The 23,068-nt window shown below is 74.4% G+C and carries 18 protein-coding genes and 2 pseudogenes; 10 read left to right on the top strand and 10 right to left on the bottom strand.

Annotation, left to right across the window (positions count from 1 at the left end):
• Positions 1 to 20: 20 nt before the first annotated feature.
• On the bottom strand, positions 21 to 3,257 hold the full coding sequence (locus ABZX65_RS12930) for a molecular chaperone Hsp90 (protein WP_355337420.1): 3,237 nt from the start codon (positions 3,255 to 3,257) through the stop codon (positions 21 to 23).
• Between the two features lie 141 nt (positions 3,258 to 3,398).
• Positions 3,399 to 4,307 carry a DUF3027 domain-containing protein gene (locus tag ABZX65_RS12925; RefSeq protein ID WP_355337417.1) on the bottom strand — a complete coding sequence of 303 codons (909 nt, stop codon included), beginning with the start codon at positions 4,305 to 4,307 and terminating at the stop codon, positions 3,399 to 3,401.
• A gap of 325 nt (positions 4,308 to 4,632) precedes the next feature.
• Between ABZX65_RS12925 and ABZX65_RS12920 the strand changes: the two genes are divergently transcribed.
• The 4 genes from ABZX65_RS12920 (at position 4,633) to ABZX65_RS12905 (ending at position 8,205) form a co-directional block, all read left to right on the top strand.
• The gene (locus tag ABZX65_RS12920; RefSeq protein WP_355338043.1) at positions 4,633 to 5,946 is read left to right on the top strand and encodes an MFS transporter; all 1,314 of its coding nucleotides are present in this window, start codon (positions 4,633 to 4,635) and stop codon (positions 5,944 to 5,946) included.
• A 153-nt stretch (positions 5,947 to 6,099) separates the two neighbouring features.
• Positions 6,100 to 6,591, top strand: coding sequence for a hypothetical protein (locus tag ABZX65_RS12915; RefSeq protein WP_355337414.1), 492 nt, complete (start codon positions 6,100 to 6,102; stop codon positions 6,589 to 6,591).
• Positions 6,592 to 6,668: 77 nt separating this feature from the next.
• A complete protein-coding gene (locus ABZX65_RS12910; RefSeq protein ID WP_355337411.1) occupies positions 6,669 to 7,331 on the top strand; it encodes a futalosine hydrolase in 663 nt (220 codons plus the stop codon).
• Complete coding sequence (locus ABZX65_RS12905; protein ID WP_355337408.1) at positions 7,321 to 8,205, top strand: 1,4-dihydroxy-6-naphthoate synthase; 885 nt, start codon at positions 7,321 to 7,323, stop codon at positions 8,203 to 8,205. Before ABZX65_RS12910 ends, ABZX65_RS12905 begins: the two co-directional genes overlap by 11 nt.
• Before the next feature lie 155 nt (positions 8,206 to 8,360).
• Here ABZX65_RS12905 and ABZX65_RS12900 read toward each other — a convergent pair whose 3' ends face one another.
• A complete protein-coding gene (locus ABZX65_RS12900) occupies positions 8,361 to 8,744 on the bottom strand; it encodes a cold-shock protein (protein WP_033173507.1) in 384 nt (127 codons plus the stop codon).
• A gap of 165 nt (positions 8,745 to 8,909) precedes the next feature.
• On the opposite strand from ABZX65_RS12900, the gene ABZX65_RS12895 reads away from it, so the two are divergent.
• Entirely contained in the window at positions 8,910 to 9,158 is a 249-nt protein-coding gene (locus ABZX65_RS12895) for a hypothetical protein (RefSeq protein WP_355337403.1), read from the top strand.
• Between the two features lie 58 nt (positions 9,159 to 9,216).
• On the opposite strand, the gene ABZX65_RS12890 is transcribed toward ABZX65_RS12895, so the two are convergent.
• Together ABZX65_RS12890 and ABZX65_RS12885 are read right to left on the bottom strand one after the other, a co-directional pair.
• On the bottom strand, positions 9,217 to 9,861 hold the full coding sequence (locus ABZX65_RS12890) for a haloacid dehalogenase-like hydrolase (protein WP_355337400.1): 645 nt from the start codon (positions 9,859 to 9,861) through the stop codon (positions 9,217 to 9,219).
• A gap of 411 nt (positions 9,862 to 10,272) precedes the next feature.
• The gene (locus tag ABZX65_RS12885) at positions 10,273 to 11,295 is read right to left on the bottom strand and encodes a hypothetical protein (protein ID WP_355337398.1); all 1,023 of its coding nucleotides are present in this window, start codon (positions 11,293 to 11,295) and stop codon (positions 10,273 to 10,275) included.
• A 126-nt stretch (positions 11,296 to 11,421) separates the two neighbouring features.
• Here ABZX65_RS12885 and ABZX65_RS12880 point away from each other — a divergent pair, with 126 nt between their 5' ends.
• Entirely contained in the window at positions 11,422 to 13,950 is a 2,529-nt protein-coding gene (locus ABZX65_RS12880; protein ID WP_355337395.1) for a helicase C-terminal domain-containing protein, read from the top strand.
• 133 nt (positions 13,951 to 14,083) lie between these two features.
• Here ABZX65_RS12880 and ABZX65_RS12875 read toward each other — a convergent pair.
• Both ABZX65_RS12875 and ABZX65_RS12870 read right to left on the bottom strand, forming a co-directional pair.
• Positions 14,084 to 14,545: pseudogene (locus ABZX65_RS12875) on the bottom strand (VanZ family protein); the annotation flags it as partial.
• A gap of 534 nt (positions 14,546 to 15,079) precedes the next feature.
• Positions 15,080 to 15,199, bottom strand: a pseudogene (locus tag ABZX65_RS12870) (LPXTG cell wall anchor domain-containing protein); the annotation flags it as partial.
• 112 nt (positions 15,200 to 15,311) lie between these two features.
• Here ABZX65_RS12870 and ABZX65_RS12865 point away from each other — a divergent pair.
• The 3 genes from ABZX65_RS12865 (at position 15,312) to ABZX65_RS12855 (ending at position 18,344) form a co-directional block, all read left to right on the top strand.
• Positions 15,312 to 15,827: a hypothetical protein gene (locus ABZX65_RS12865; RefSeq protein ID WP_355338108.1), complete on the top strand. Its 516-nt coding sequence runs from the start codon at positions 15,312 to 15,314 to the stop codon at positions 15,825 to 15,827.
• Positions 15,828 to 15,999: 172 nt separating this feature from the next.
• On the top strand, positions 16,000 to 17,646 hold the full coding sequence (locus ABZX65_RS12860) for a DNA repair helicase XPB (RefSeq protein ID WP_355337392.1): 1,647 nt from the start codon (positions 16,000 to 16,002) through the stop codon (positions 17,644 to 17,646).
• Between the two features lie 110 nt (positions 17,647 to 17,756).
• Positions 17,757 to 18,344 carry a hypothetical protein gene (locus ABZX65_RS12855; RefSeq protein WP_355337389.1) on the top strand — a complete coding sequence of 196 codons (588 nt, stop codon included), beginning with the start codon at positions 17,757 to 17,759 and terminating at the stop codon, positions 18,342 to 18,344.
• Between the two features lie 82 nt (positions 18,345 to 18,426).
• Here ABZX65_RS12855 and ABZX65_RS12850 read toward each other — a convergent pair whose 3' ends face one another.
• Genes ABZX65_RS12850 through ABZX65_RS12840 form a run of 3 tightly spaced genes read right to left on the bottom strand, consistent with a single transcriptional unit; the run spans position 18,427 to position 20,503 of the window.
• Entirely contained in the window at positions 18,427 to 18,903 is a 477-nt protein-coding gene (locus ABZX65_RS12850; protein WP_355337386.1) for a hypothetical protein, read from the bottom strand.
• The gene (locus ABZX65_RS12845; protein WP_355337383.1) at positions 18,900 to 20,273 is read right to left on the bottom strand and encodes a glycosyltransferase 87 family protein; all 1,374 of its coding nucleotides are present in this window, start codon (positions 20,271 to 20,273) and stop codon (positions 18,900 to 18,902) included. Before ABZX65_RS12845 ends, ABZX65_RS12850 begins: the two co-directional genes overlap by 4 nt.
• Positions 20,274 to 20,332: 59 nt before the next feature.
• Positions 20,333 to 20,503 carry a hypothetical protein gene (locus ABZX65_RS12840; RefSeq protein WP_355337380.1) on the bottom strand — a complete coding sequence of 57 codons (171 nt, stop codon included), beginning with the start codon at positions 20,501 to 20,503 and terminating at the stop codon, positions 20,333 to 20,335.
• 450 nt (positions 20,504 to 20,953) lie between these two features.
• On the opposite strand from ABZX65_RS12840, the gene ABZX65_RS12835 reads away from it, so the two are divergent.
• On the top strand, positions 20,954 to 23,068 hold the full coding sequence (locus ABZX65_RS12835) for an AAA family ATPase (RefSeq protein ID WP_355337377.1): 2,115 nt from the start codon (positions 20,954 to 20,956) through the stop codon (positions 23,066 to 23,068).

The raw sequence follows: 23,068 nt of genomic DNA, 5'->3' as shown, positions 1-23,068 counted from the left end.
CCCCCACGCCTGAGGGTCCGTCAGTCGAACCAGCGGTTCATGGCCAACTCCTCGGTACGGGTGGGGTCTTCGAGGAGTGCGGCCAGTTCGAAGCGGCGGTGCCAGTGGGCCGTGGCCCACGCCAGGCCCGCGGCCACGCCCTCGACCGTGGAGGCGTGCAGGGTGCCGTCGACGTAGCGCCAGGAGAGTTCGACGTCCCCGGTGACGAGCAGTTCCTCGTGCTCGATGTACGTGGCGGGGGCGCCGGGGAGCAGGTCGTGAACGGCGGGCAGCACGTCGTGGATCTCGCCCTCGGAGACGACACGGGCCTCGACGGCGTCGCTGAGGCGGCGGACCTGGAAGAGGTCGGCGAGGTCCGCGGCCAGCCGCGGCGGCACGGGCAGCAGGGCGCGGCCCGCGGCGAGCGGCAGCAGGTCGGGGGCGTCGGCGACCAACGCGTCGGCGGCGTCGACCACGCGGGGCACGCCGTCCACGACGGCCCGCAGGTCGTCGGGGAGCGTGACCTGCTCGGGGTCGAGTTCGGCCAGCGCCGCGTAGAGGTGGTGGAGCTGGGCGGGGGTGACCCGCCGCTCGGGGTCGGCCAGCCGCGCGAGGAGTTCGGCGGCCCCGCCCGGTTCGTCCAGCAGCGCGCGTACGGAGGTGCGGACGCCCAGCGCCCGCAGCACCTGCTCGTCCACGGCCGTGCCGGTGGCGGCCTCGTCGTAGAGCCCGGCGAGCAGCGGGTCGCCGCCCGCCGCGCGCAGGCCGACCGGGCGGCGGCCGTCGAGCACGGGGTGGTCGCGGAGCCACCAGGCGGCGTAGGGGCGCACGGAGTCGGTGGTGCCGTCGGGGAGCAGGACGCGTACGGGCGCGGTGATCGCGTCGCGCAGCGGGGGGCGGGAGAGCAGCGCCAGCGCCTGCGGCCAGGCGTCGTCGTCCACCAGGTCGAGGTCGCGGACGCCGATCACCTCGGTGGCGACCGGCGGCACGTCGGTCTCGGGGAGGCGGTCCAGGACGTCCTCGCACCACACGTCGACGGCGTCGAGCAGGCCGATGTCGTCGGGCTCGGCCCAGTCGCTGTCGCGCGGTTCGAGGTCGTCGGGGTCGAGGACGACGTCGGCGGCGCGGACCAGCGCGAAGGTGGCGAGCACCCCGACCGCGGCGAGCGGCTGTTCGCCCCAGCGCTCGGCCAACTCGGCGTCCACGGCGGCCAGTTCGCCCTCGCGCAGGACGGATTCCAAGGCGCTGCCGGGGAAGACCAGCTCGCCGGCCGGGGCGAGTTCGCCCTCCTCGTCGGGCAGCGCGAGGGCGGCGAGCCACGGCTCCTCGCCGGGCGCGAGCCCCGCCGCGCGGGCCAGAGCGAGGACGGTGTCGGCCAACTCCTCGGTGTCCAGGGCGTTCTCGTCGTCCCAGGCGGCGCCCTCGTCGTCCAGCGAGGCGGCCACGGCGGCCCTGACCTGAGGGGTGGTCAGGACGGCACGCGGGGTGGCGGGGGACGCGCCGAGCTTTTCGAGCAGCGGGTGCACGGCGTCGGCGTGGGCGACGCGCAGGCCGAGGCGGGCCAGCGCGGCGGGGTCCACCGCGCCCGTGTCGCCGTCGTCCCCCTCCCCCGGCACCGGCAGCAGCACCTGGCGCGGGCCGACGACCGTACGGCCGTCGGCGAGCGGCACCGGGAGGCCGCTGAGGACGTCGGCGTCGGTTCCGGCCAGCGCGTCGTACAGGCGCCACCACCAGCCCGCGGGGCGTTCGGTGCCCGCGAGGCGGTCCACGGCGTCGGCGAGGGTCAGCCGGGCGACGCCCAACTGGCGCAGCGCGGGCCGCCGTTCGAGCGTGGAGGGGACCAGCGTCGGCAGCACCTCGGCCAGGACGCGTACGGCCTGCGCGGTGGCGCCCTCCACGACCTCGGCCTCGACCGGGCGCAGCGCGGGCGCCTCACCGGCCAGCGGGCCGCCGCCGTCCCAGGAGCCGTCGTCCGCGGCCTTCTGCGCCGCCTCGGGGCCGTCGGGGCCGTCGTCGGGGCGCGGCTCGGCGGCGCGCGGCAGGAAGGCGGTACGGGGCAGCTCGGCGAGGATTCTGCGGCGCAGCTCGGCGTCGAGTTCGCCCTTGCCCAGCGGTCCCGGCACCAGGTCGACCACGCCGGTGCCGACCGGCCGCCAGCCGGCCAGCAGCGCCACGTACGACTCGGCGGCGCGGGCCAGCAGGAAGTCGGTGAGCGGGCCGAGGGCGGCGTGGCGGCGGGTCGGGTCGAGCGGGAAGGAGGCGAGCAGCAGCGCGGGCAGGCCGAGCGGTTCGTCGGTGGGCGTGGGCGCGTGGACGACGGGCGCGGTGCGGGGCGCGGCCGGGGCGCCCTCCTCGTCCACGGGGACCGCCCAGGTCACCGACCAGACGGGGCGCAGCCGTTCCTCGACCGGGCGGTCGGCCAGCAGGTCGGGGGTGAGGGCGCCGGAGGCGGACGACACCCGCCAGCGGGCGGCGCCGTCGCGGTCGCTGTCCTCGATGACCACGTCGCCGTCGTCGGTCTGACGGCGGGTCAGGGTCCGTACCCCGTCCGGGGTTTCCACCACGACCTCGGACAGGCCCGGCAGCGCGAGCAGCAGCGCGTCGTCCACGGCCGCCAGCAGCCGGGCCGCGAGGTCGCCCGCGGCGCCGTCGCGCAGCGGCAGCAGCACGACGGTGTCGTACGTGTCGGGCGCGCGGCCCTCCGCGGGGAACGGCAGGCGCAGCAGCGGGACATGGCCGTCGCGGCGCCGCAACTCATCGGTCAGGCCGGGGACTTCGGCGGCCAGCGCGCGGGCCTCGGCCAGCGACCAGCGGACGCCGCCGGTGCGGCCCACCACGGCCGGTTCGTCGCTGACGGCCAGCACCGCCGCGAAGCCGACGCCGAAGCGGCCGACGGCGGCCGGGCCGTCGTCGCGCTTGGCGGAGGCGCGGAGCGTGGACAGCGACTCGACGGCGGCGGCGTCGAGCGGGGCGCCGGTGTTGGCGGCGGCCAGCAGGGCGGGGTCGTCATCGCCCTCACCGGCCCCGTGGAGGGTCAGCCGCAGGCGGCCGGGGACACCGGCCCGTACCGCCGCGTCGGCGGCGTTCTGGGCCAGTTCCACGACGAGGCGGTCGCGGTAGCCGCCGAGGGCCAGGTCCTCCTCGGCGTTCGCGTCCTCACGGAAGCGGGCGGCCGACGCGGACCAGGCGGTGGTCACGCCCGCGCGGAGCGCGGCGGTGCCGAAGGGGTCGCTGGTGGCTTCCGTGACGACCGTCGGTCGGGTCCCTGCGCGGCTCACGTGGCCCTCCGGTTGTTGCTGCGGCCCGCGGCCGGGCCCCTGTCGGGGCGACCGTACCGCCAATGGCGCCGCGCCCGCGCGGCGCGGTCGCCCGCACGGGGTTCACCGCCGCCCCCGGCCCGCCGGCCGGGGGTACCGCGGCTACGAGCGGCCCGGCCCGTCCGCCGCGGCGGCGTCGTCGTCCGCCGGGGACACGCGGCCGGGGTGCAGGGAGACCTGCTCGGTCTCCTCCATGTCGTCCAGGACCATCGGCGGCGGGGTGGGGGTCTTGGGCATCACGGCGGCCTCGGAGTGGCCGCCGCAGCCGTAGGACAGGGAGACCAGGCGGCCGTCGGCGGGCGAGAACTCGTTGGCGCAGATCCCGAACGCCTGGCTGAGGGAGCCCTTGATCGCGACGAGGAAGCCGCAGCTCACGCAGTTGGCGGGCGCGGCCTGGGCCATGGGCGTCTTGGCGCCGAACTGCTCCTCCCAGCGGTCGGCGGCGGCGTGCAGACCGTAGCGGGAGAGCACCCGCGGCCGTCCCATGCCGATCTCGGCGGCGACCGCGGTGATCGTCGCGGGCGTGGGCACCACGAAGTCGGCGTCGGAGGAGTCCGCGGCGCTCTCGGGACCCGCGGAGCCGTCCGGGGCGTCGGCCGACCCGTCGGGGAAGCCCGGGAAGCGCTCGTCGTCCTCGCCGGTCCACCCCGGCTCCAGGCGCAGGTCGTCGGCCTCGGTGGGCAGCAGGTCGCCGGGGCCCATGTCGCCGGGCCGCAGCCGCTCGCTCCACGGCACCCATTCGGGCGCGAGAATCGCGTCGTCGCCCGGCAGAAGCACCGTCTCGTCGATGGTCACGACCTTGGCGCGGGAGGCCCGCGTGAGGGTGGTGGCCCAGCGCCAGCCGCGGTAGGCGGGCTCTTTACAGGCGAAGTAGTGGGTGACGACGCGGTCCCCCTCGGCGACGACGCCGAGGTGCTCGCCGACGGACTGCGGCCCCGCCGCCTCCTCCGTCACAGCCAGCGCGACATCGACCGCCTCGGCGCACAGGCGGTCAGGGGTACGGCTTCGCATCGCAGCACTCACAGAAATCGTTTCTCTCTCTACGCCGTCTCACGTGTGCGCCGCGACGCGACGGACCCGACGCGGAAAACCGGGGCGGAGCGGACCTGCGGACCGCTTCGACGCCTTGGTTTTCTGCCTTCGTGGCCCTGCCCGAGCGTCTTCGGGCGCACCTGTTGTCACCCATTCTGCGCGATCGCACGCTACCTGTGCGCACCACGTGCGCAAAGGAGGGGGTGCGTGGTCTTCCGATTGGGGCAGGATTGCTGTCGTGGCACGAACGGTGACTGCGGGCCCAGGGCCCGTGCGCAGGGCCGGACGCGCCCTCGCTAACGGCGTGGGGCGGTCCGGCGGTGCCTTGCGCCGTCGTATCAGGCGTACGACACACGCGGGCGGCGCGGGCGAGTCGGGGCTGGCGAAGCTGATCGAACTGCACGCCGTGAACTCGGCGGGCGACATGTTGATCACGATCGCGCTCGCGAGTTCGGTGTTCTTCTCGGTCCCGACCGGACAGGCCCGCGGCCGGGTCGCGCTCTACCTGCTCGTGACGATGGCGCCGTTCGCGCTCCTGGCCCCGGTGATCGGTCCGCTGCTCGACCGGCTCCAGCACGGCCGCCGGGCGGCCATAGCGATGGCGATGATGGCGCGCGGCGTGCTGGCCTGGACGATGGCCGGGGTGATCAGCACCGCGGGCCTCGGCCTGTATCCGATGGCGCTGGGCGTCCTGGTGGCGTCGAAGGCGTACGGCGTGGTGCGAAGCGCGGTGGTGCCACGGCTTCTGCCGGACAGAACGACACTCGTGAAGGCCAATTCACGGGTGACGCTGGCGGGTCTGCTCGCGACGGCCATCGCCGCGCCGGTCGGCGCGGGGCTGCACGCCTTCGGCCCGCAGTGGCCGCTCTACGGCGCCTTCGTGATCTTCATCGTCGGCGCGCTGCTGTCGATGTCGCTGCCCTCGAAGGTCGACTCCTCGCGCGGCGAGGGCAAGGTCCGGCTGTCGGCCGACGAGGAGGCGCCGCCGGAGCCGTCGGGGATTCCGGGCAAGCGGCCGAGCCTGCTGGGCGTCGGCTCCTCGGTGCTGCACGCCCTCCAGGGCAACGCGGGGCTGCGCTCGCTGTCCGGCTTCCTGACGATGTTCCTGGCGTTCATGCTGCGCGAGCATCCGCTGGGCGGCCTCACCGCGGCGACCTCCCTGGGCGTCGTGGTCGTCTCCGCCGGCGCGGGCAACGCGCTGGGCACGGCGCTCGGCGCGTGGCTGAAGGCGCGCGGCCCCGAGATCATCATCGGCAGCGTCCTGATCTGCTCGCTGACGGCGACGATCGCCGCGGCCACCTGGTACGGGCTGGTCACCGTCGCCGCCGCGGCGGCCGTCGCGGGCATCTCGCAGGCCCTGGCGAAGCTGTCCCTGGACGCGCTGATCCAGCGCGACGTGCCGGAGTTGGTGCGCACCTCCGCCTTCGCCCGCTCCGAGACCGCCCTCCAGCTCTCCTGGGTGGTCGGCGGCGGCCTGGGCATAGTGCTCCCGCTCAACGGCCAGCTCGGCATGTCGGTCGCGGCCTGTCTGGTGCTGGTGGCGTTCGTGGTGTCGGTACGCGGCCTGTTCGGCTCGGCGCGGCGCGGCGGCAACACGGCGTCGGCACGGGTGGCGTAAGGACACCGGCCGTACGCGGTACGGGCTCTGGCGTACGCGGCGGAGGTCCGGCCGTAACCGGTACGGGTGTACGGCGGCGGTGATCGCCGGGCCGTCGCGGGACACGTCCCACCCCCGCGCAGCCTGGGGGCAACAGCCCGGTAGCCTCCTGCCATGAGCATTCGCCGCGCTGCCACCACCATCGGTGCCGTCTCCCTCGGGCTCGTCGCCCTGACCGCCTGCGACAAGCCGACCCCCCTGGCAACCGTGACCGTGGGCACCCGGTCCGTGACCGCGGAAGCCGTGGACAAGTGCTACGCCCACGGCAAGCTGCTCCCCCAGGCGATCTTCGAGGCGTGTCTGACGGCCGCCCCCAAGCACCACCTCACGGTCGGCCTGGGCGACCAGGTACGCATCGGCGTCGACCCGAAGCTGGCGAAGAAGGGCTGGCTGCTCGCCAACGGCACCCAGCTCGTCACGCAGGAACTGCTCAAGAACCAGACGTACTGGACGCTCGACAGCGGCACCCTGTTCACCGTGCAGGACCAGCAGACCGGCCAGTCCACGCAGGTCAAGGAAGTCACCTTGAACATCGTGGAGTCCGGCGACCTGACGGGCCGCAAGACGTACGGCATCTGGAAGATCAAGCTCGTCCGCGGCAAGTGACACCCGACCGCGCCGCCGGTCCCGCGCCCGGCCCGGAACCCGGTCCCGCGCCCGCGCCTTACGGCAGGCTCCTCGTCGTGACCGCGGTGGACGCCGAACGCGCGGCCGTCGAGGCCGGGCTGAGCGCGGCGCCACCGCCCACCGCCGTGACGGCGGACGTGATCGCCGCCGGTGTGGGTCCGGCGGCAGCGGCGGCGGGCACCGCGACCGCGCTGGCGCTGGCCGAGGCAGCGGGCGCTCCGTACGGCCTGGTGGTCTGCGCCGGGATCGCGGGCGGTTTCGCGCCGGTCGCGCCCGTGGGCCATGTGACGGTCGCGGAGACGGTCGTGGCGGCGGACCTGGGCGCGCAGACCGACGAGGGCTTCGTACCGGTCGTGGAGCTGGGTTTCGGCACCTCTGAGCACCGGCCGCCCGCGCGGCTGAGCCGGGGCGTGGCGCGGGCGCTGGGCGCGGCGTACGGCCCGCTGCTGACCGTGAGCACGGTCACCGGCAGCGGGGAGCGGGCCGCGGAGCTGAGCGGCCGTCACCCGGGCGCCGTCGCGGAGGCGATGGAGGGCTTCGGGGTGGCGGAGGCCGCCGCGGCGCACGACGTGCCGATGCTGGAGATCCGCGCGGTGTCGAACGCCGTCGGCCCCCGTGACCGCGAGGCGTGGCGGATCGGCGACGCGCTGGCGGCCCTGACGGTGGCGTTCGGGAAGCTCCCGGCCGCCTTGGAGGTTGAAGCCACACATGACGACTGACACCGCGAACACGGGCCCGGCCGGGGCGCCGCACGACGCCGCGCTGCGGATCGCGTACTCCCCCTGTCCCAACGACACCTTCGTCTTCCACGCGTGGGCGCACGGCCTGGTGCCGCAGGCGCCGCCGCTCGACGTGACCTTCGCGGACATCGACATCACCAACGGGATGGCCGAGCGCGGCGAGTTCGACGTGCTGAAGGTGTCGTACGCGGTGCTGCCGTGGGTGCTGGACGAGTACGCGCTGCTGCCGTGCGGCGGGGCGCTGGGGCGCGGCTGCGGGCCGCTGGTGCTGACCCGGGAGCCTGGCGCGGACCTGGCGGGCAAGACGGTCGCGGTGCCCAGCGAGCGGTCGACGGCGTATCTGCTGTTCCGGCTCTGGGCGGCGACCGAGGTGCCGGGCGGGGTCGGGGCGATCGTGGTGCTGCCGTTCCACGAGATCATGCCCGCGGTACGGGACGGCCGGGTGGACGCCGGTCTGGTGATCCACGAGGCGCGCTTCACGTACCGGAACTACGGCCTGCACAAGCTCGCGGACATGGGTGAGCACTGGGAGGCGACGACCGGGCTGCCGATCCCGCTGGGCGCGATCATCGCCAAGCGCTCGCTCGGCAAGGAGCGGCTGCACGCGCTCGCCGAGTCGGCCCGTACGTCGGTGCGGATGGCGTGGGACGACCCGGAGCCGTCGCGCGACTACGTGCTGGAGAACTCGCAGGAGATGGACCCCGCGGTCGCGGACCAGCACATCGGGCTGTACGTCAACGAGTTCACCGCCGATCTCGGCGAGGACGGATACGCCGCCGTACGCGGACTGTTGACGCGGGCCGCCGCCGAGGGACTGGTGCCGCCGCTCGCCCCCGACGCGCTCGCATTCTGACCGAGATTTTCGTCGGGTGGCCGGAATTCACCGTGCCCGTTGCGCACTTGCGCACTTCGGCACTTGCGTACTTCGGCACTTCGCCGCTTTACCGGAAGGCGGGCTTCCGGCAAAGCGGCGCTAAAAACGGTCGACTTCCCTAGGTCATAGCGGACTCATACGTCGAGCTGATCGGCGACAACGCGCAGTACGGAAGCGATCTTGTGTCCGTGCGCCTTGTCGGGATACCGGCCGCGCTGGAGGGAACGCGCGACGTCTTCGAGCAGCGTGGTGAGGTCCTGGACGATCGGCAGCAGCTCATCGGGTTTACGGCGCTGTGCCGCCGCCACCGAAGGAGCGGGATCCAGAAGTGTCACCGAAAGCGCCTGATCACCGCGCTGTCCTGCGACGACGCCGAATTCCACGCGCTGGCCGGGCTTGAGCGCAGCGACTCCGTCAGGCAGCACCGACGAGTGCACGAAGACGTCGCCGCCGTCATCGCGGGAGAGAAAGCCGAAGCCCTTCTCGCTGTTGAACCACTTGACTTTGCCGGTAGGCACGTCCGACCTCGTCCTCATTGCTCGAAACGACTCTGAATAAGACTTCAGCGGGTCCATCGGAGACCCGCTGGCACCAAGGCTAATGGCCTGGTGCTGTGTGACAAGACGCCAAGGTCCCGTTCCCCGGCCGTTCGACCGCCCCCTGAACGGATCTACCCTTGTCCGGTGAGCAAACAAACCATGGGCGCCGGTGACCTCCTGGTCCGTGTCGGCGCGATCGTCTTCCTCGTGGGCGCGGTCGGCACTCTTGTCACCGTCGCGCCGCTGTTGCTGGGCACGCATACGCTGCCGACGCCCGCGTATTTCGTGTCCATGCTGATGGGCGTGGGTATGGCGGTGGCGCTGTGCGGGCTGCTGCGGTCCGCCCTCGCGCAGCGGCAGACCTCACGGGAGCGGGGCGCGGCCGGTTCCTGAACCGGCCGCCGGGCTCTCCCGCCGAAGCCGGCGGCGGCTTGCGCCGTCCCCGGCGCGCTCAGGCAGCCGCGGACGTGTGGGCCGCGAACCAGGCCGGAAATTCGGTGAGATCGTCCAGGACGACATCGGCTCCGGCCGCCCGCAGCTCCGCCGCGTCGCACGGGCCCGTGGCCACCGCCACCGACAGCGCGCCCGCCTTCCGCGCGCCGCGCACGTCCCCGACGTGGTCGCCGACGTACACGCTCGCGCCGTACTCGATCAGCGCCTGCGCCTTCTGCTCCGCCCACAGCCAGCCGCGCACCTCGGCCTCGATCCCGACGTGCGCCAGGTGCAGTTCCGCGTTGGGCCCGTACTTCGCCGTCACCACCACGGGCCGCCCGCCGCCCGCCCGCACCGCCGCGACCGCCTCCGCCGCACCGCGCATCGCGGGCGTCGGCGCGATGGCGTGGTCCGGATACAGCGCCCGGTACAGATCGCCGATCTCGGCCACGCGCTCCGCGGGGAACCAGTTCGCCAGCTCGTCGTCCAGCGGCGGGCCCAGCCGCGTGACCGCCAGCTCCGAGTCGATCCACACGCCGGTTTCCGCCGAGAGCCGGTCGTACACGGCCTTGATCCCCGGGCGGGAGTCGATGAGGGTCATGTCGAGGTCAAAGCCCACCGTGAGGGTGGGCCGGGGCGGTACGGGGCTGAGGTCGCTGGTCACGCCCTCCATTCTCCCCTGCCGGGTCAACCCGATTTCGGGGCCCCCGGCCCGAACGGTCACCTTCCGCAGGTGCGGTCCGCCCCAAAGGGGCGCGGGGAACTGCGCGACCAGCCCCCACCGGCCGGTGGTCGGGACTCCATCGAATTGCCCCTCTGGGGCCGGTGGTGACCTGCGGGAGCATCGTGGCTGAGCGCGCAGTTCCCCGCGCCCCTAAAAGATCGGCCCGCCGCCCAGCGCAAAGGGACCGCCTGGGGCCGCGCCCCTAGAAGATCGGCCCGCCGCCCAGCGGAAAAGGACCGCCTGGGGCCGCGCCCCTGAAAGATCGGGCCGCCGCCCGGCGCAAAGGGGGCGATCGGGGCCGCGCCCCGGGGAGGACCCGCCTTCGCGAGGGGGGCGTACCGGGGCGGAGCCCTAGGCGCGGCGGCGGGCGCGGAGGATCAGGTAGAGGGCGGAGCCAACGGCGGCGACGCGGACCGCGAAGGGATAGGCGTCCTGGAAGGCGTGGCCCATCTGCCCCTGGGCGATGGGATCGCCCCATTTGCCGGTGTCGCGCCCCCAGACCCAGACGACGAGCCCGAGGGCGGCGGCCCCGGGAATCCCGAGGATGCCGAATTTGGCCTGGCGGCGGGTGAGTTGGCGGGAGAGATAACCGGCGAGCCAGCCGAGGCCGAGGGGAATCCAGGAGCCGATGACGGCGCCCGCGACGAGAAGGGCGGCGGCGAGCAGGAGCAGCGGGCTGCCCCAGGTGACGGTACGGGCGGCGCGGCGGCGCGGCAGCCAGCGGCGGCGCGGACGGGCGGCGACCTCCTCCTCGTACTCGGCCTCCTCCTCGGCCTCTTCCTCGACCGGCGCACGCGGCGCCCCGGGCCTGACCCTGGCCCGGGTGTCACCGTCGTCGTCCAGATCCTCGTCGTCGAAGGGGATGAAGACGCCGCCGGTCATACCGGGCAAGCCCGTGAGTTCGTCACCGGCCCTGAGGTGACCGTCGCGGCGCTCGTCCCGGTCCCACCAGTCGTCCTTCTTTCCCGCGCCCCCGCCGCCGCCCCTGCCGCCGCCGCCCTTGCCGCCGTCGGCCTTCTCCGTACCGTCCCTGCCCGCCGTCTTCCGCATCGACGGCACGCCGTACGGGCCGTAGGAGCCCCCGGCGGGCGCGGACGGGGACGAGGGCGGGGCCGGGACCTCGGGGGCGGCGGCGCCGGACGAGGCGTCGCCGGAGCCGCCTGCCGCGGCCTCCACGACGGCGTCCGGGCTGCCGATCCGGCCCAGGATGCGGCGGACGGTCGCCGGGTTGTCGCTGTCCTTGCGCTCCCGGTCGATGTCGGTGCGGAGCTGCGCGACCAGCCGCATGCGCTGGGAGGCGGGCAGCGCGGTCTGCGCGAGGTCGCCGATCCGGCTGAGGTAGTCGAACACCATCTGGTCGCTCTCGACACCCACCGCCAAGCCCCTTTGTCCGCGCCCGTGTCCGACCCTGCACCGACCGTACCCGTCCGCCGTCACCGCTGTCCTCATCCACGGCCGCCGTCCATGGCCGCCGCGACGAGGGGGGCTAATGTGGAACGGATGACGACCGGAGGGCAAGGATCTGTCCCGCGCACGCTCGCGGAGGACCTGCGCGCACGTGACGACGAGGCGCTGGGGCGGCTGCTGCGCGCCCGGCCGGACCTGCTGAGCCCCGTACCGAACGACCTGACGCAGCTCGCGACCCGCGCCTCCACCCGTACGTCGGTGGTCCGCGCGCTGGAGCACCTGGACCGCTTCACGCAGCAGGTCGCCGAGGCCCTGTCGGTGACGCGGGACCCGTGCTCGTACGGGACGCTGCTCACGCTGATGACGGGCGGCCCCGAGGGCACCGGCCACGCGGAGCCGCTGGACGCGGAGCTGGTGGCCGCGGTGACCGCCGCGCTGCCGCGCGCCGTGGACGTCCTGCGGGCGCGGGCGCTGCTGTGGGGTCCCGACGACCGGCTGCGGCTGGTGCGCACCGCGCGGGACGTGCTGGCGCCCGCCGCCACCGTGCCGTCCGCGACCGGCCTCGGGCCCTCGGTGAGCGAGGCGACCTCGGGCATGTCGCCCTCCCGGCTCCAGGAGATCCTGGCGGACGCCGGGCTCGATCCGACGCACGACCCGATGAGCGCGGTCACCGCGCTGGCCGGACTCTTCGCGGACCGCGACCGCACGGCGGCGCTGCTGGACACCGCGCCGGACGGGGACGCGCGCAAGGTGCTCGACCGGCTGGTGTGGGGGCCGCCGTACGGCGAGGTACGGGACGCGACCGTGCCGGTGCGGGCCGCGGACGCGGTGACGCCCGTGCAGTGGCTGCTCGCCCGCGGCCTGCTGCTGCCCGCGGGCCAGCACAATGTGCTGCTGCCGCGCGAGGCCGCGCTGAGCCTGCGCGGCGGCCGGGCGCACCGTACGCCGGAGCCGCTGCCGCCCGCCGTCGCGCCGGTGCCGCGTACCGAGCGGACCGTGGACATGACGGCGGCGGGGCAGGCGTTCACGGCCGTCAGCACGGTCGGCGAGCTGCTGAAGGAGTGGCAGACCGGCGGTCCTTCGGTCCTGCGCGCGGGCGGCATCAGCGTCCGCGACCTCAAGCGGACCGCGACCGCGCTCGACCTGACCGAGGCGCAGGCCGCCTTCTGGCTGGAGCTGGCCTACGCGGCCGGGCTGATCGCGACGGACGGCGAGCTGGACGAGGCGTACGCGCCGACGCCCGCGGCCGACGAGTGGCTGCTGCTGCCCGCGCAGGAGCGGTGGGCGACGCTGGCCGCCGCCTGGCTGACGGCGACGCGGACGCCGGGCGTCGTCGGCAGCAAGGACGCCAAGGGCCGCGCGCTGTCGGCGCTCGGCCCCGACCTCGACCGGTCGCTCGCGCCCCGGGTGCGCCGCCGCGCGCTGCGCGTCCTCGCCGATCTGCCGCCGGGCTCGGCGGCGGCCCCCGACGAACTGCTGGCCCGGCTGCGCTGGGAACGGCCCTTGCGGCCCGGCGCGGACGCGCTCCGCGCCGACCTGCTGCGCTGGACGCTCCAGGACGCCGAGAATCTGGGCCTGACCGGGCGCGGGGCGCTCGCCGCGCACGCCAGGCCGCTGCTGGGCGGCGCGGGGACCCGCACGGCGGCGGAGTCCGCCGCGGCGGCCGGTGCCGCGGCCGGGCTGCTCGCGCCGCTGCTGCCCGAGCCGCTGGACCACGTACTGCTCCAGGCCGACCTGACGGCGGTCGCGCCGGGGCCGCTGATGGCGCCGCTCGCCGAGACGCTCGGGGTGCTGGCCGACATCGAGTCCAAGGGCGGCGCGACGGTCTACCGCTTCACACCGGAGTCGGTACGGCGCGCCCTGGACGCCGGGCGCACGGCGGCGGAGCTCCAGGACTTCCTGACCTCGCACTCGCGCACGCCGGTGCCGCAGCCGCTGAGTTACCTGATCGACGACGTGGCGCGCAGGCACGGCACGCTGCGAGTGGGGGCCGCGTCGGCGTATCTGCGCTGCGACGACGACGCGCTGCTGACCGAACTGCTCGCCGACCGGCGTGCGTCGGGCCTCGGGCTGCGCCGCCTGGCGCCGACGGTGCTCGCGGCCCAGTCCGAACCGGCCGTGCTGCTCGACAAATTGCGCGCGATGGGTCTGGCGCCGGCCGCCGAGTCCGCGGACGGCGATGTGCTGATCACCCGCGCCGACGCCCGCCGCACCCCGCCGCGTACGCCGCCCACGCCCGTCACGGACGGGCCGCCGGTGCCCGCGGAGGCGCTGCTGGGGGCCGCGGTGAAGGCGGTCCGCGCGGGCGACCGCGCCTCGACCGCCGTGCGCCGCTCGCCGGACTCCGCGGTGTCCTCGACCGCCGCCGGGAGCGCGGACGGCGGCCTGCCCCGTACGCCAGCCGCCGACACGCTCGCCACCATGCAGGCGGCGGTGCTGAGCGGCGAGTCGCTGTGGATCGGTTACGTCAACGCGGACGGCGCGGCGAGTCAGCGGGTGATCGCGCCGGTACGGGTCGAGGGCGGCTATGTGACGGCGTACGACCACACCGTGGACGAGGTGCGCACCTTCGCGCTGCACCGGGTCACGGGCGTTTCGGAGCTGGCCGACGACCCGGCCTGACGCGCGCCCGCACGGTCCCTTCCGGCCGCGCGATCCCTTCCTGCCGCAGGCCCCGCCGGACGTCCCGGCGTCCGTCGCGGCGCCCGTCCTGGCGCGGTCCGCTGTCCGGGCGCCTGCGCTGCCACCAGTGGTGGCGGCGCGGGTAGAGGGCGCGGCCGAGGCGCAGGCCCAGCAGCAGGTAGCCGATGAGGGCGCCCGCGGTGTTGAGGATGACGTCGTCGATGTCGAAGGACCGGCCCACGATGATGACGCCCTGGGTGGTCTCCACCGTCAGCATCACCAGACCGGTCAGCACGCCCACCCTGAGCAGGCCGCGCGCCTTCGGGAACAGCATCGGCAGCAGGATTCCGAAGGGCACGCCGAGCAGGATGTTCCCGCCGATCTGCTTCACCGCGTCGCGCGTGCTCGGCCCGTTGAGGTAGGCCCTGATCGAGTGGCCCGGATGCAGATTGGAGTGGATCAGCGAGACGGACGCCGGTGACGGCACCAGCGTGACCTTCGCCAGCGCCACCGCGAAGGCCACCATCCCGACGATCGCCGCCGCGAGCACCACCACGCGGGCGAGCGTCGCGCCCCACGAACGGCGTTGCAGCAGGGGGACGTACGGCTCCTCGACCGGCTCGGGCTCCACGACGGGCGCGGCCTTGGGCTTCGGCCCGAACCTGGACTTCAGCGTGGGCCTCGGCTCGGGCTGCGGGGTCGCCTTCGGACCGGCCTCGGCGGCCGGGGGCGCGGCCTTCGTCCAGGGCCAGGTCCGGGCGGGCGCCGTGTCCCGAGCCGTCGTCCGTGCCGTCGGTGCCGTCTTCGCGGGTGCTTTCGCCGGTGCCTTCTGACGGGTCCTGGCCTGGGCGTTGGTACGCGGCTGGGCGGCCTTGCGTACGGGGGTGCGTGCGGGCTTGGCCGCGGACTTCGCCGTGGGGGCCGGGTCCGCCGTGGCCTTCGGCGCCTTCGCCTTCGGCCCGTCCTTCGGTTCCTTCGGCGCCGTGCGGAACAGCGCCATCCTCACCGCCATGAACCCTTGCCCCCCTCGGATAGGCACCGTCATGGCGGCGCATACCCGCGACCGGCCGCCGTACGCCGTCCGCACACGACGACTCGGACGGCCGATCTCCTTGGGCGGCAGGGGACTTCAGCCGTGGCGGCCCCTGCGGCGCGTCGCCGCGACGAGCAGCCCGCCCGCTCCCAGCGCTCCGGCCGCCGCGACGGCCAGCCACTCGGTCTCCGCACCGGTGTGCGGGAGGTGTCCGGGGGGCGAGGTCGGAGGAGACGTGGGCGGGGAGGTCGGGGGCGTCGTCCAGCCCGTCGTGGGCGGAGTGGTGGGGGGCGTCGTGGGGGGTGTCGTCGGAGGTGAGGTGGGGGGCGTGGTCGGCGGGGACGTCGGGGGCGTCGTGGGAGGCGTGGTCGGAGGCGAGGTGGGCGGCGAGGTGGGCGGCGTCGTCCAGCCCGTCGTGGGCGGGGTCGTGGGGGGCGTGGTCGGAGGCGAGGTGGGCGGCGTGGTCGGCGGGGTCGTCGGAGGCGTCGTCCAGCCCGTCGTCGGCGGCGTGGTGGGCGGGGACGTGGGAGGCGAGGTCGGAGGCGTCGTGGGAGGTGACGAGTACGGCGGGGTCGTCGGCGGGCACGACGTGCTCTCGCTGGGCGACGGCCACCCGGTGTCGGGGGCGGACGACCATCCCGTATCGCTGTACGAGGGCCCGTCCGCCGGGCTCGGGGCCGCGCCGGCCGCCGAACCGGGGAGCAGCAGCCCGGCCGCGGCCATGACCGCGGCGCCGACGACGGCTGTGGAGGCCGCTACGGCCCGCAGCTTCCCCCGCTCACGCGGGTCTGCGGGGGGAAGCGCGGGGGGAGGAGACAGTGGGTTGTCCATAGCGGGCAGATAACAGCAGGTCGGGTGCGACGCGCCGGTCGCCACGTACGCGATCGGCGCAGCTTCGCTCGGATGGCGAACGGTTGCGCGCAGGGTTGGCCGCCATCGGGGTGAACCGCGACACGCGGTCTTGACCGCCATTCGCAGTACAATTCTCTGTTCGGTCCCGTCAGCGGAGGTAATGCGTGTCCTGTCTCATCGTGCAGAGCGACAAAACGCTCCTCCTGGAGGTCGATCACGAGCAGGCGGACGCCTGCCGCCGCGCGATCGCGCCCTTCGCGGAGCTGGAGCGCGCCCCCGAGCACATCCACACCTACCGGCTGACCCCGCTCGGCCTGTGGAACGCGCGGGCGGCGGGCCACGACGCCGAGCAGGTGGTGGACGCGCTGGTCGAGTACTCGCGCTATCCGGTGCCGCACGCGCTGCTGGTCGACGTGGCCGAGACCATGGACCGCTACGGGCGGCTGCGGCTGAGCAAGCACCCCACCCACGGCCTGGTGCTGACCAGCACCGACCGCCCGGTCCTCGAGGAGATCCTGCGCTCGAAGAAGATCCAGCCGCTGGTGGGCGCCCGGATCGACCCGGACACGGTGCTGGTGCACCCCTCCGAGCGCGGCCAGATCAAGCAGGTGCTGCTCAAGCTCGGCTGGCCCGCCGAGGACTTCGCCGGTTACGTGGACGGCGAGGCGCACCCGATCGAGCTGGACGAGACCGGCTGGGCGCTGCGGCCGTACCAACGGCAGGCCGTGGAGAACTTCTGGCACGGCGGGTCCGGTGTCGTCGTGCTGCCCTGCGGCGCGGGCAAGACGCTGGTCGGCGCGGGCGCGATGGCCGAGGCCAAGGCGACCACGCTGATCCTGGTGACGAACACCGTCTCGGCGCGGCAGTGGAAGAGCGAGCTGATCAAGCGGACGTCGCTGACCGAGGAGGAGATCGGCGAGTACAGCGGCACCCGCAAGGAGATCCGGCCGGTCACCATCGCCACGTACCAGGTGCTGACGACCAAGCGGAAGGGCGTCTACGCGCACCTGGAGCTGTTCGACTCCCGCGACTGGGGTCTGATCCTCTACGACGAGGTGCACCTGCTGCCCGCGCCGGTCTTCAAGTTCACCGCCGACCTCCAGGCCCGGCGGCGGCTCGGCCTGACCGCGACGCTGGTGCGCGAGGACGGCCGCGAGTCCGACGTCTTCTCCCTCATCGGCCCGAAGCGGTTCGACGCGCCCTGGAAGGAGATCGAGGCGCAGGGCTACATCGCGCCCGCCGACTGCGTCGAGGTCCGCGTCAACCTCACCGACTCCGAGCGGCTCGCCTACGCGACCGCCGAGCCCGAGGAGAAGTACCGCTACTGCGCCACGACCGCCACCAAGCGGCGCGTCACCGAGGCCCTGGTCGCCCAGCACAAGGGGCAGCAGACCCTCGTCATCGGCCAGTACATCGACCAGCTCGACGAGTTGGGCGAGCACCTCAACGCCCCCGTCATCAAGGGCGAGACCACCAACGCCCAGCGCGAGAAGCTCTTCGGCGCCTTCCGCAACGGCGAGATCTCCGTCCTGGTCGTCTCCAAGGTCGCCAACTTCTCCATCGACCTCCCCGAGGCCACCGTCGCCATCCAGGTCTCCGGCACCTTCGGCTCCCGCCAGGAGGAGGCCCAGCGCCTCGGCCGCGTCCTGCGCCCCAAGGCCGACGGTCACGAGGCCCGCTTCTACTCCGTCGTCGCCCGCGACACCATCGACCAGGACTTCGCCGCCCACCGCCAGCGCTTCCTCGCCGAACAGGGCTACGCCTATCGCATCATCGACGCCGACGGCCTCCTGGAAGGCGAGACGGCCTAGACCGTTTCCGATCTCCTGGGCCGTTCCCGATCTCCAAGGCCACGAAGGGGATCTCCGTATGCGCGGGCACGGCGTCCGACGACCGGGGAGAGGGCGGTGAGCAGCGCTTCATGCCACACGGGACTGCGCTCACCGCGCTGAGGGACGCCGTCGCCACCGGACGCGACCAGTATGAGGTGCGGCTCACCTCTCCGGGCCTGAGGAAACTCGCCGCCTACGCCTATGTGGCCGAGCAGTTCGGCTACCGGTACGCGGGCCCGGCGCCCGGCAGCCGTTCGATGAACCAGCCGCTGATGACCTTCCGGCGGAGCCCGGAGTCGGGGGATCTCGCCGCGCGGACCGCGGCCCGGTATCCCGACCCGGCCGGGGGCGGTCCGCTGCCGGGGATGGTCGAGGGACGCGGACTGCGGCCCGCGAAGTCGGCGGCGGGTGACGTGCGCCTGATCCATTCGCGGATGGTCGTCGACGCGTGCCTGCGCTACGGGCGACGGGTACTGAAGAACATCCTGGTGCTGCTCGTCGTCATAGCGGTCGTCCTCTTCTTTCCCGGATACACCGTGCGTCACGTCCTCGTCGGCGCGGGCGTATGGCTGGCTTTCTTCGCCGTGTACCTGATCGGGCTCGGCATCGCGCGGCTCAGACTCGCGCGGCACCGGAACCGCTTGGCGGCAAGCGGAGTCCAGTGGCCGCCGCCGTAGATCCAGGCGGAGGCGGGAGTCCGCGGCAGCGACTGCCGCCGCTGACCGCTGCCGTGCGGGCCCGGCGTCATGACGACGGGGCTCAGCCGGCGGCGGGGAGGTGGAAGTAGATCAGGAGGGTGGTGACGGCGAGGAGCGGGGCGGCGAGGGAGGCGACGGCGCGGGTCGTGCGGTGGCGCAGGCGCCAGGGGAGGGCCCAGGACACGACGAGCGCGACGACGGCGAGCAGGAGGACGGCGGGGGCGACCAGGAGCATGGTGGTCAGCGCCTGGCAGCCGTTCGGCGTGCAGGAGTCCGTCGCCATCGGGGAGAACATCGCGATCAGGCCGCAGAAGGCGATGACCGGGCCGCCGAGGACGGTGGCGATCAGCGGGGCGACGTAGGCGTGGCTGTCGTGGTCCGGCGGCCTGAAGCGGGGCACGAAGGGAGGCATGACGGGGGCGGGGCCGTAGGCGGGGCTCTGCCGGACCTGCGGACGGGCGCCCGCGCCGTGCTGCCACTCGTGCGGCTGCGGCGGGCCGTACGGGTCCTGCGGGACGTACGGGCGGCTGTTGGTCATGTCATCCATTCAACGGACCGGACGGCCGGGCCGGATCCGGCGTCGTACTCAGGTCGGCGTGGGCGGGTACTCAGGGCGGTGCCGGCCAGCAGGGCGAGGCCGAGCAGGGGGTAGGGGGCGGCGAGAGGCTGTTCCCACCAGGAGAAGCGCAGGTCGCGGTCGCCCTGGTGCGGCACGAGCCACATGCTGCGGCCGTAGAAGACGGCGGCGCACCCGAGGAGCGCGGCGCGGCGGCCGAGCAGGACGGCGGCGCGCGGGCCGCGCGACCGTGCCGTACGGGAGCCGGGGCCGGGGCCGCTGTCCGGGCCTGGGCCTGGGTCCTCTGCGGACAGGCGCGTGGCCAGGAACGCCAGGAGGGGCACGCACCAGACCCAGTGGTGGGACCAGCTCACCGGCGAGACCAGCAGCGCGGTGACGGCCGCGCAGAGCAGGCCGAGCGCGGGCCGGCCGCCGCGGTGGGCGCGGGCGGCGACGGCGAGTCCCGCGGCGGCGGTGACCAGGGCGGACGCGGCCCAGAGCAGGCCGGGGGCCGGGGTGTGCAGGACGCGGGCGAGCAGACCCTGGAGGGACTGGTTGTCGACGATCCAGACCTCGCCGACCCGGTCGGTCTCGTAGAGCCGGGCGGTCCAGAAGTCCAGCGAGGCGCCGGGCAGGACGGCGAGCCCGAGCGCCGCGCTCGCGGCGAATCCGGCGGCGGCGCGGGCCGCCTCCCGGCGGCGGCCGGTGAGCGCGAGGTGCACGGCCAGCAGCGCGGGCGTGATCTTGACGCCCGCCGCGAGGCCCAGCGCGAAACCCTTGCCGCGCGTGCCCTCGGGGCGGGTGAGGTCCCACAGGACGAGGACGGCGACGGCGAGGTTGATCTGCCCGAAGACCACCGTCTGGAAGACGGGTTCGAGCCAGAGCGCGCCCGCGGTGCCGAGCAGGACGGGCGCCGCGTACCGCCGGGACCGTACGGCGTCGGCGGCGGTCCCGGTGTCCGCGGCCAGCCGCAGGGAGAGGCGGACGAGGGCGGCCAGCAGGGCCAGATTGGCGGCGACGCAGGCCGCGCGGGCGGCCGACAGCGGGAGCCGGGCGACCGGGGTGAAGAGCAGGGCCGCGAAGGGCGGATACGTGGCGGGCAGCCGCCAGCGTGTGGCGCGGAATCCGTACAGGTCCCGGCCGCCGAGTACGGCGGCGCCTTCGGCGCGGTAGACCTGAAGGTCGGCCATCGGGACCGGGCGGCGGAGCCACCAGGCAGCGAAGAGGGCGAGGGAGAGCGCGAGCGCGGCGAGCGCCAGCGCGGTGGTGCCGGGACAGCGGGCGCTACGGGGACGGCGAGGGTCGGCGGGACGGTCGGCGGGGGGCGCCGGGCCGAGCGCGGGAGCGGTCACCGCGGCGACAGTAGTGGACCTGCCCGCCGGTGATCGTCAACGCGGCGCGGGGCCGCCGCTCAGTGGCGCTTGCCCTCGTTGCCGAGCAGCACCACTTCGACGGCCGTGACGGCGAAGACACGGACCGCGCGCAGCGTGCTTCCCAGCAGGTGGCGGGGGTGATCGGGGCGGGCACCGAGAGCGGTGCCGCCGTGGACGGTGGGACCTGGGGAAACGGTGGTGGTGGTCATGAATCCACCGTACGAAATCAGGCATACGGCCTACATCGGGCTCAGGGCTTAACTCGCACGCTCCGTGTCCGACTCTGGTCTGACACCGGACCCTGACCCGGGTATCAGGGTCACCCCTGAGGCCCTACGACCTGCGGCTCCCCCGGGCCCCCGATCCCCCGCGCCGCCGCGCCGACCGCACCCCGCCAAAGCCCCGCCCGAGCCCCGCCCAGGCCCCGCCCAGGCCCCGCCCGCGCCGCGTCCCCGCCCCGCCCGAGCCCCGCCCCCGCCCGGCCCGACCGCAGGTCGAACGGGGGGTGAAATTCATTCGCGGCTCCCCGCGCGGACGCGTATGATCGCCGGTCTTGCCGCCTCCCCACGGGAGTGCCGCCGGCCGGACGGAAACCGGTCGGCTCGTCGCCTCGCCGACGACCCCTCGCGTACGCACTCCTATCAGCCGGAGGCAAAGCCGTGCCCTCGCACGTCCCGACCCAGGGCAGCAGCCCCAGCCCGCAGGACCGCACCGCCCACTCCCCCGACCCGCTCGGCAGGGAACGCTCCCACCTCGCCTCGTCCCGTACCGCGCTGCGCGCCATGCGGCACGACGTGGAGTCGCTCGACATCACGGACGTGACGGGAAACTGGGTCAACGCCAAGATCCTCGCCGCCGAGATCGACGACCGCATCAAGGCGCTCTCCGACCTCGCCGACACCCCGCTCTTCTTCGGCCGCCTGGACTACCTGCACGCGCCCGGCACGGAACTGGCCGAGGGCGCGACCGGCGAGCAGTTCTACATCGGCCGCCGCCATGTGCACGACGCGGACGGCGACCCGATGGTGATCGACTGGCGCGCGCCGGTCTCGCAGCCCTTCTACCAGGCGTCGCGCCGCAAGCCGATGGACGTACGGCTGCGCCGCAGGTTCGGCTACACCGGCGGGGACCTGACCGCGTACGAGGACGAGTACCTCACCGACCCGCCGGAGGGCGCGGCGGATCCGGGGACGTCGAGCAAGCTGCTCCAGAGCGAGATCGAACGGCCCCGCGTCGGCCCCATGCGCGACATCGTCGCCACCATCCAGCCCGAGCAGGACGAGATCGTCCGCGCCGACATCACCGGCAGCGTCTGCGTGCAGGGCGCGCCCGGCACCGGGAAGACCGCCGTCGGCCTGCACCGGGTCGCGTATCTGCTCTACGCGCACCGCGAGCGGCTGGCGCGGACCGGCACGCTGGTGATCGGGCCGAACCGGTCCTTCCTCCAGTACATCGAGCAAGTGCTGCCCGCGCTGGGCGAGTTGCAGGTCAAGCAGGCCACCGTGGACGACCTGGTGGCCCATGTCGAGGTGCGCGGCACCGACTCGGCGGCGGCGGCCACGGTCAAGGGCGACGCGCGGATGGCGGAGGTGCTGCGACGGGCGGTGCGGTCCGGCATCCGGATGCCCACCGAGCCGGTGATGGTGGTGCGCGGCTCGCGGCGCTGGCGGGTCCCGGCGTACGAACTGGAGGAGATCGTCAAGGAGTTGGCGGCCCGCGACATCCGGTACGGCGCCGCGCACGACGCGCTGCCGCAGCGGATCGCGCACGTCGTCCTCGTACAGATGGAGCGCTCGGGCGAGGCGCCGGACGACCGCGTGCAGGACGCGGTGGCGCGAACTCCCGCCGTGAAGGCGGCCGTCAAGGCGTGCTGGCCCGCGGTCGATCCGGCCAAGACGGTGCTGCGGCTGCTGTCGGACCCGGAGTTCCTGGCCGAGGCGGCGGACGGGGTGCTGGACGCCGAGGAGCAGCGGACGATCCTGTGGGCGAAGCCCGCGCGGGGGCTCGCGTCGGCCAAGTGGTCAGCCGCCGACGCGGTGTTGATCGACGAGGCGTACGACCTCGTGCAGCGGACGTCGTCGCTCGGGCATGTGGTGCTGGACGAGGCGCAGGACCTGTCGCCGATGCAGTACCGCGCGGTGGGGCGGCGCTGCTCGACCGGGTCCGCGACCGTGCTCGGCGACCTCGCGCAGGGCACCACGCCCTGGGCCACCGGCTCGTGGGCCGAAGCGCTGGGTCATCTCGGCAAACCGGACGCCCGCGTCGAGGAGTTGACGGCCGGTTTCCGTGTGCCGCGCGAAGTGATCGCGTACGCCACGCGGCTGCTGCCGCAGATCGCGCCGGGCCTCGCGCCCGCCACGTCCGTCCGTGAGGCGGCCGGCACGATGTCGGTACGGGCCGTCGCCGCCGGCGCGCTGGACGCGGCCGTGCTCGCGGCCTGCGACACGGCGCTCCGGCACGAGGGGTCCGTCGGCCTGATCGCCGCCGACCCGCGGATTCCCGTACTGGCCACGGCACTTGAGGCCGCCGGAATCCAGTACGTCTCGCCCGGTGAGGAGACCTCCGCCGAGGCCCGCGTCACGCTGGTGCCCGCGTCCCTGGCCAAGGGCCTGGAGTACGACTACGTCGTGCTCGACGAGCCCGCGGACATCGTGGCCGCCGAGCCCGACGTCCGCACCGGCCTGCGACGCCTGTACGTCTGCCTCACCCGCGCCGTCTCCGGTCTCGCGGTGCTGCACACCGCGCCGCTCCCCGAGGCCCTGGCCCCGGCCTAG

The sequence above is a fragment of the Streptomyces sp. NPDC003300 genome (genome assembly GCF_040610915.1).
GTDB lineage: Bacteria > Actinomycetota > Actinomycetes > Streptomycetales > Streptomycetaceae > Actinacidiphila.
This window is presented reverse-complemented; position numbering and strand designations above follow the sequence as displayed.

Bases quoted from the DNA above. Each gene is read 5' to 3' on its own strand.
- ABZX65_RS12855 (WP_355337389.1), top strand. From the start codon at position 17,757: ATGCCACACGGGACTGCGCTCACCGCGCTGAGGGACGCCGTCGCCACC.
- ABZX65_RS12880 (WP_355337395.1), top strand. From the start codon at position 11,422: ATGACGACCGGAGGGCAAGGATCTGTCCCGCGCACGCTCGCGGAGGAC.
- ABZX65_RS12850 (WP_355337386.1), bottom strand. From the start codon at position 18,903: ATGACCAACAGCCGCCCGTACGTCCCGCAGGACCCGTACGGCCCGCCG.
- ABZX65_RS12925 (WP_355337417.1), bottom strand. From the start codon at position 4,307: ATGCGAAGCCGTACCCCTGACCGCCTGTGCGCCGAGGCGGTCGATGTC.
- ABZX65_RS12915 (WP_355337414.1), top strand. From the start codon at position 6,100: ATGAGCATTCGCCGCGCTGCCACCACCATCGGTGCCGTCTCCCTCGGG.
- ABZX65_RS12905 (WP_355337408.1), top strand. From the start codon at position 7,321: ATGACGACTGACACCGCGAACACGGGCCCGGCCGGGGCGCCGCACGAC.
- ABZX65_RS12840 (WP_355337380.1), bottom strand. From the start codon at position 20,503: ATGACCACCACCACCGTTTCCCCAGGTCCCACCGTCCACGGCGGCACC.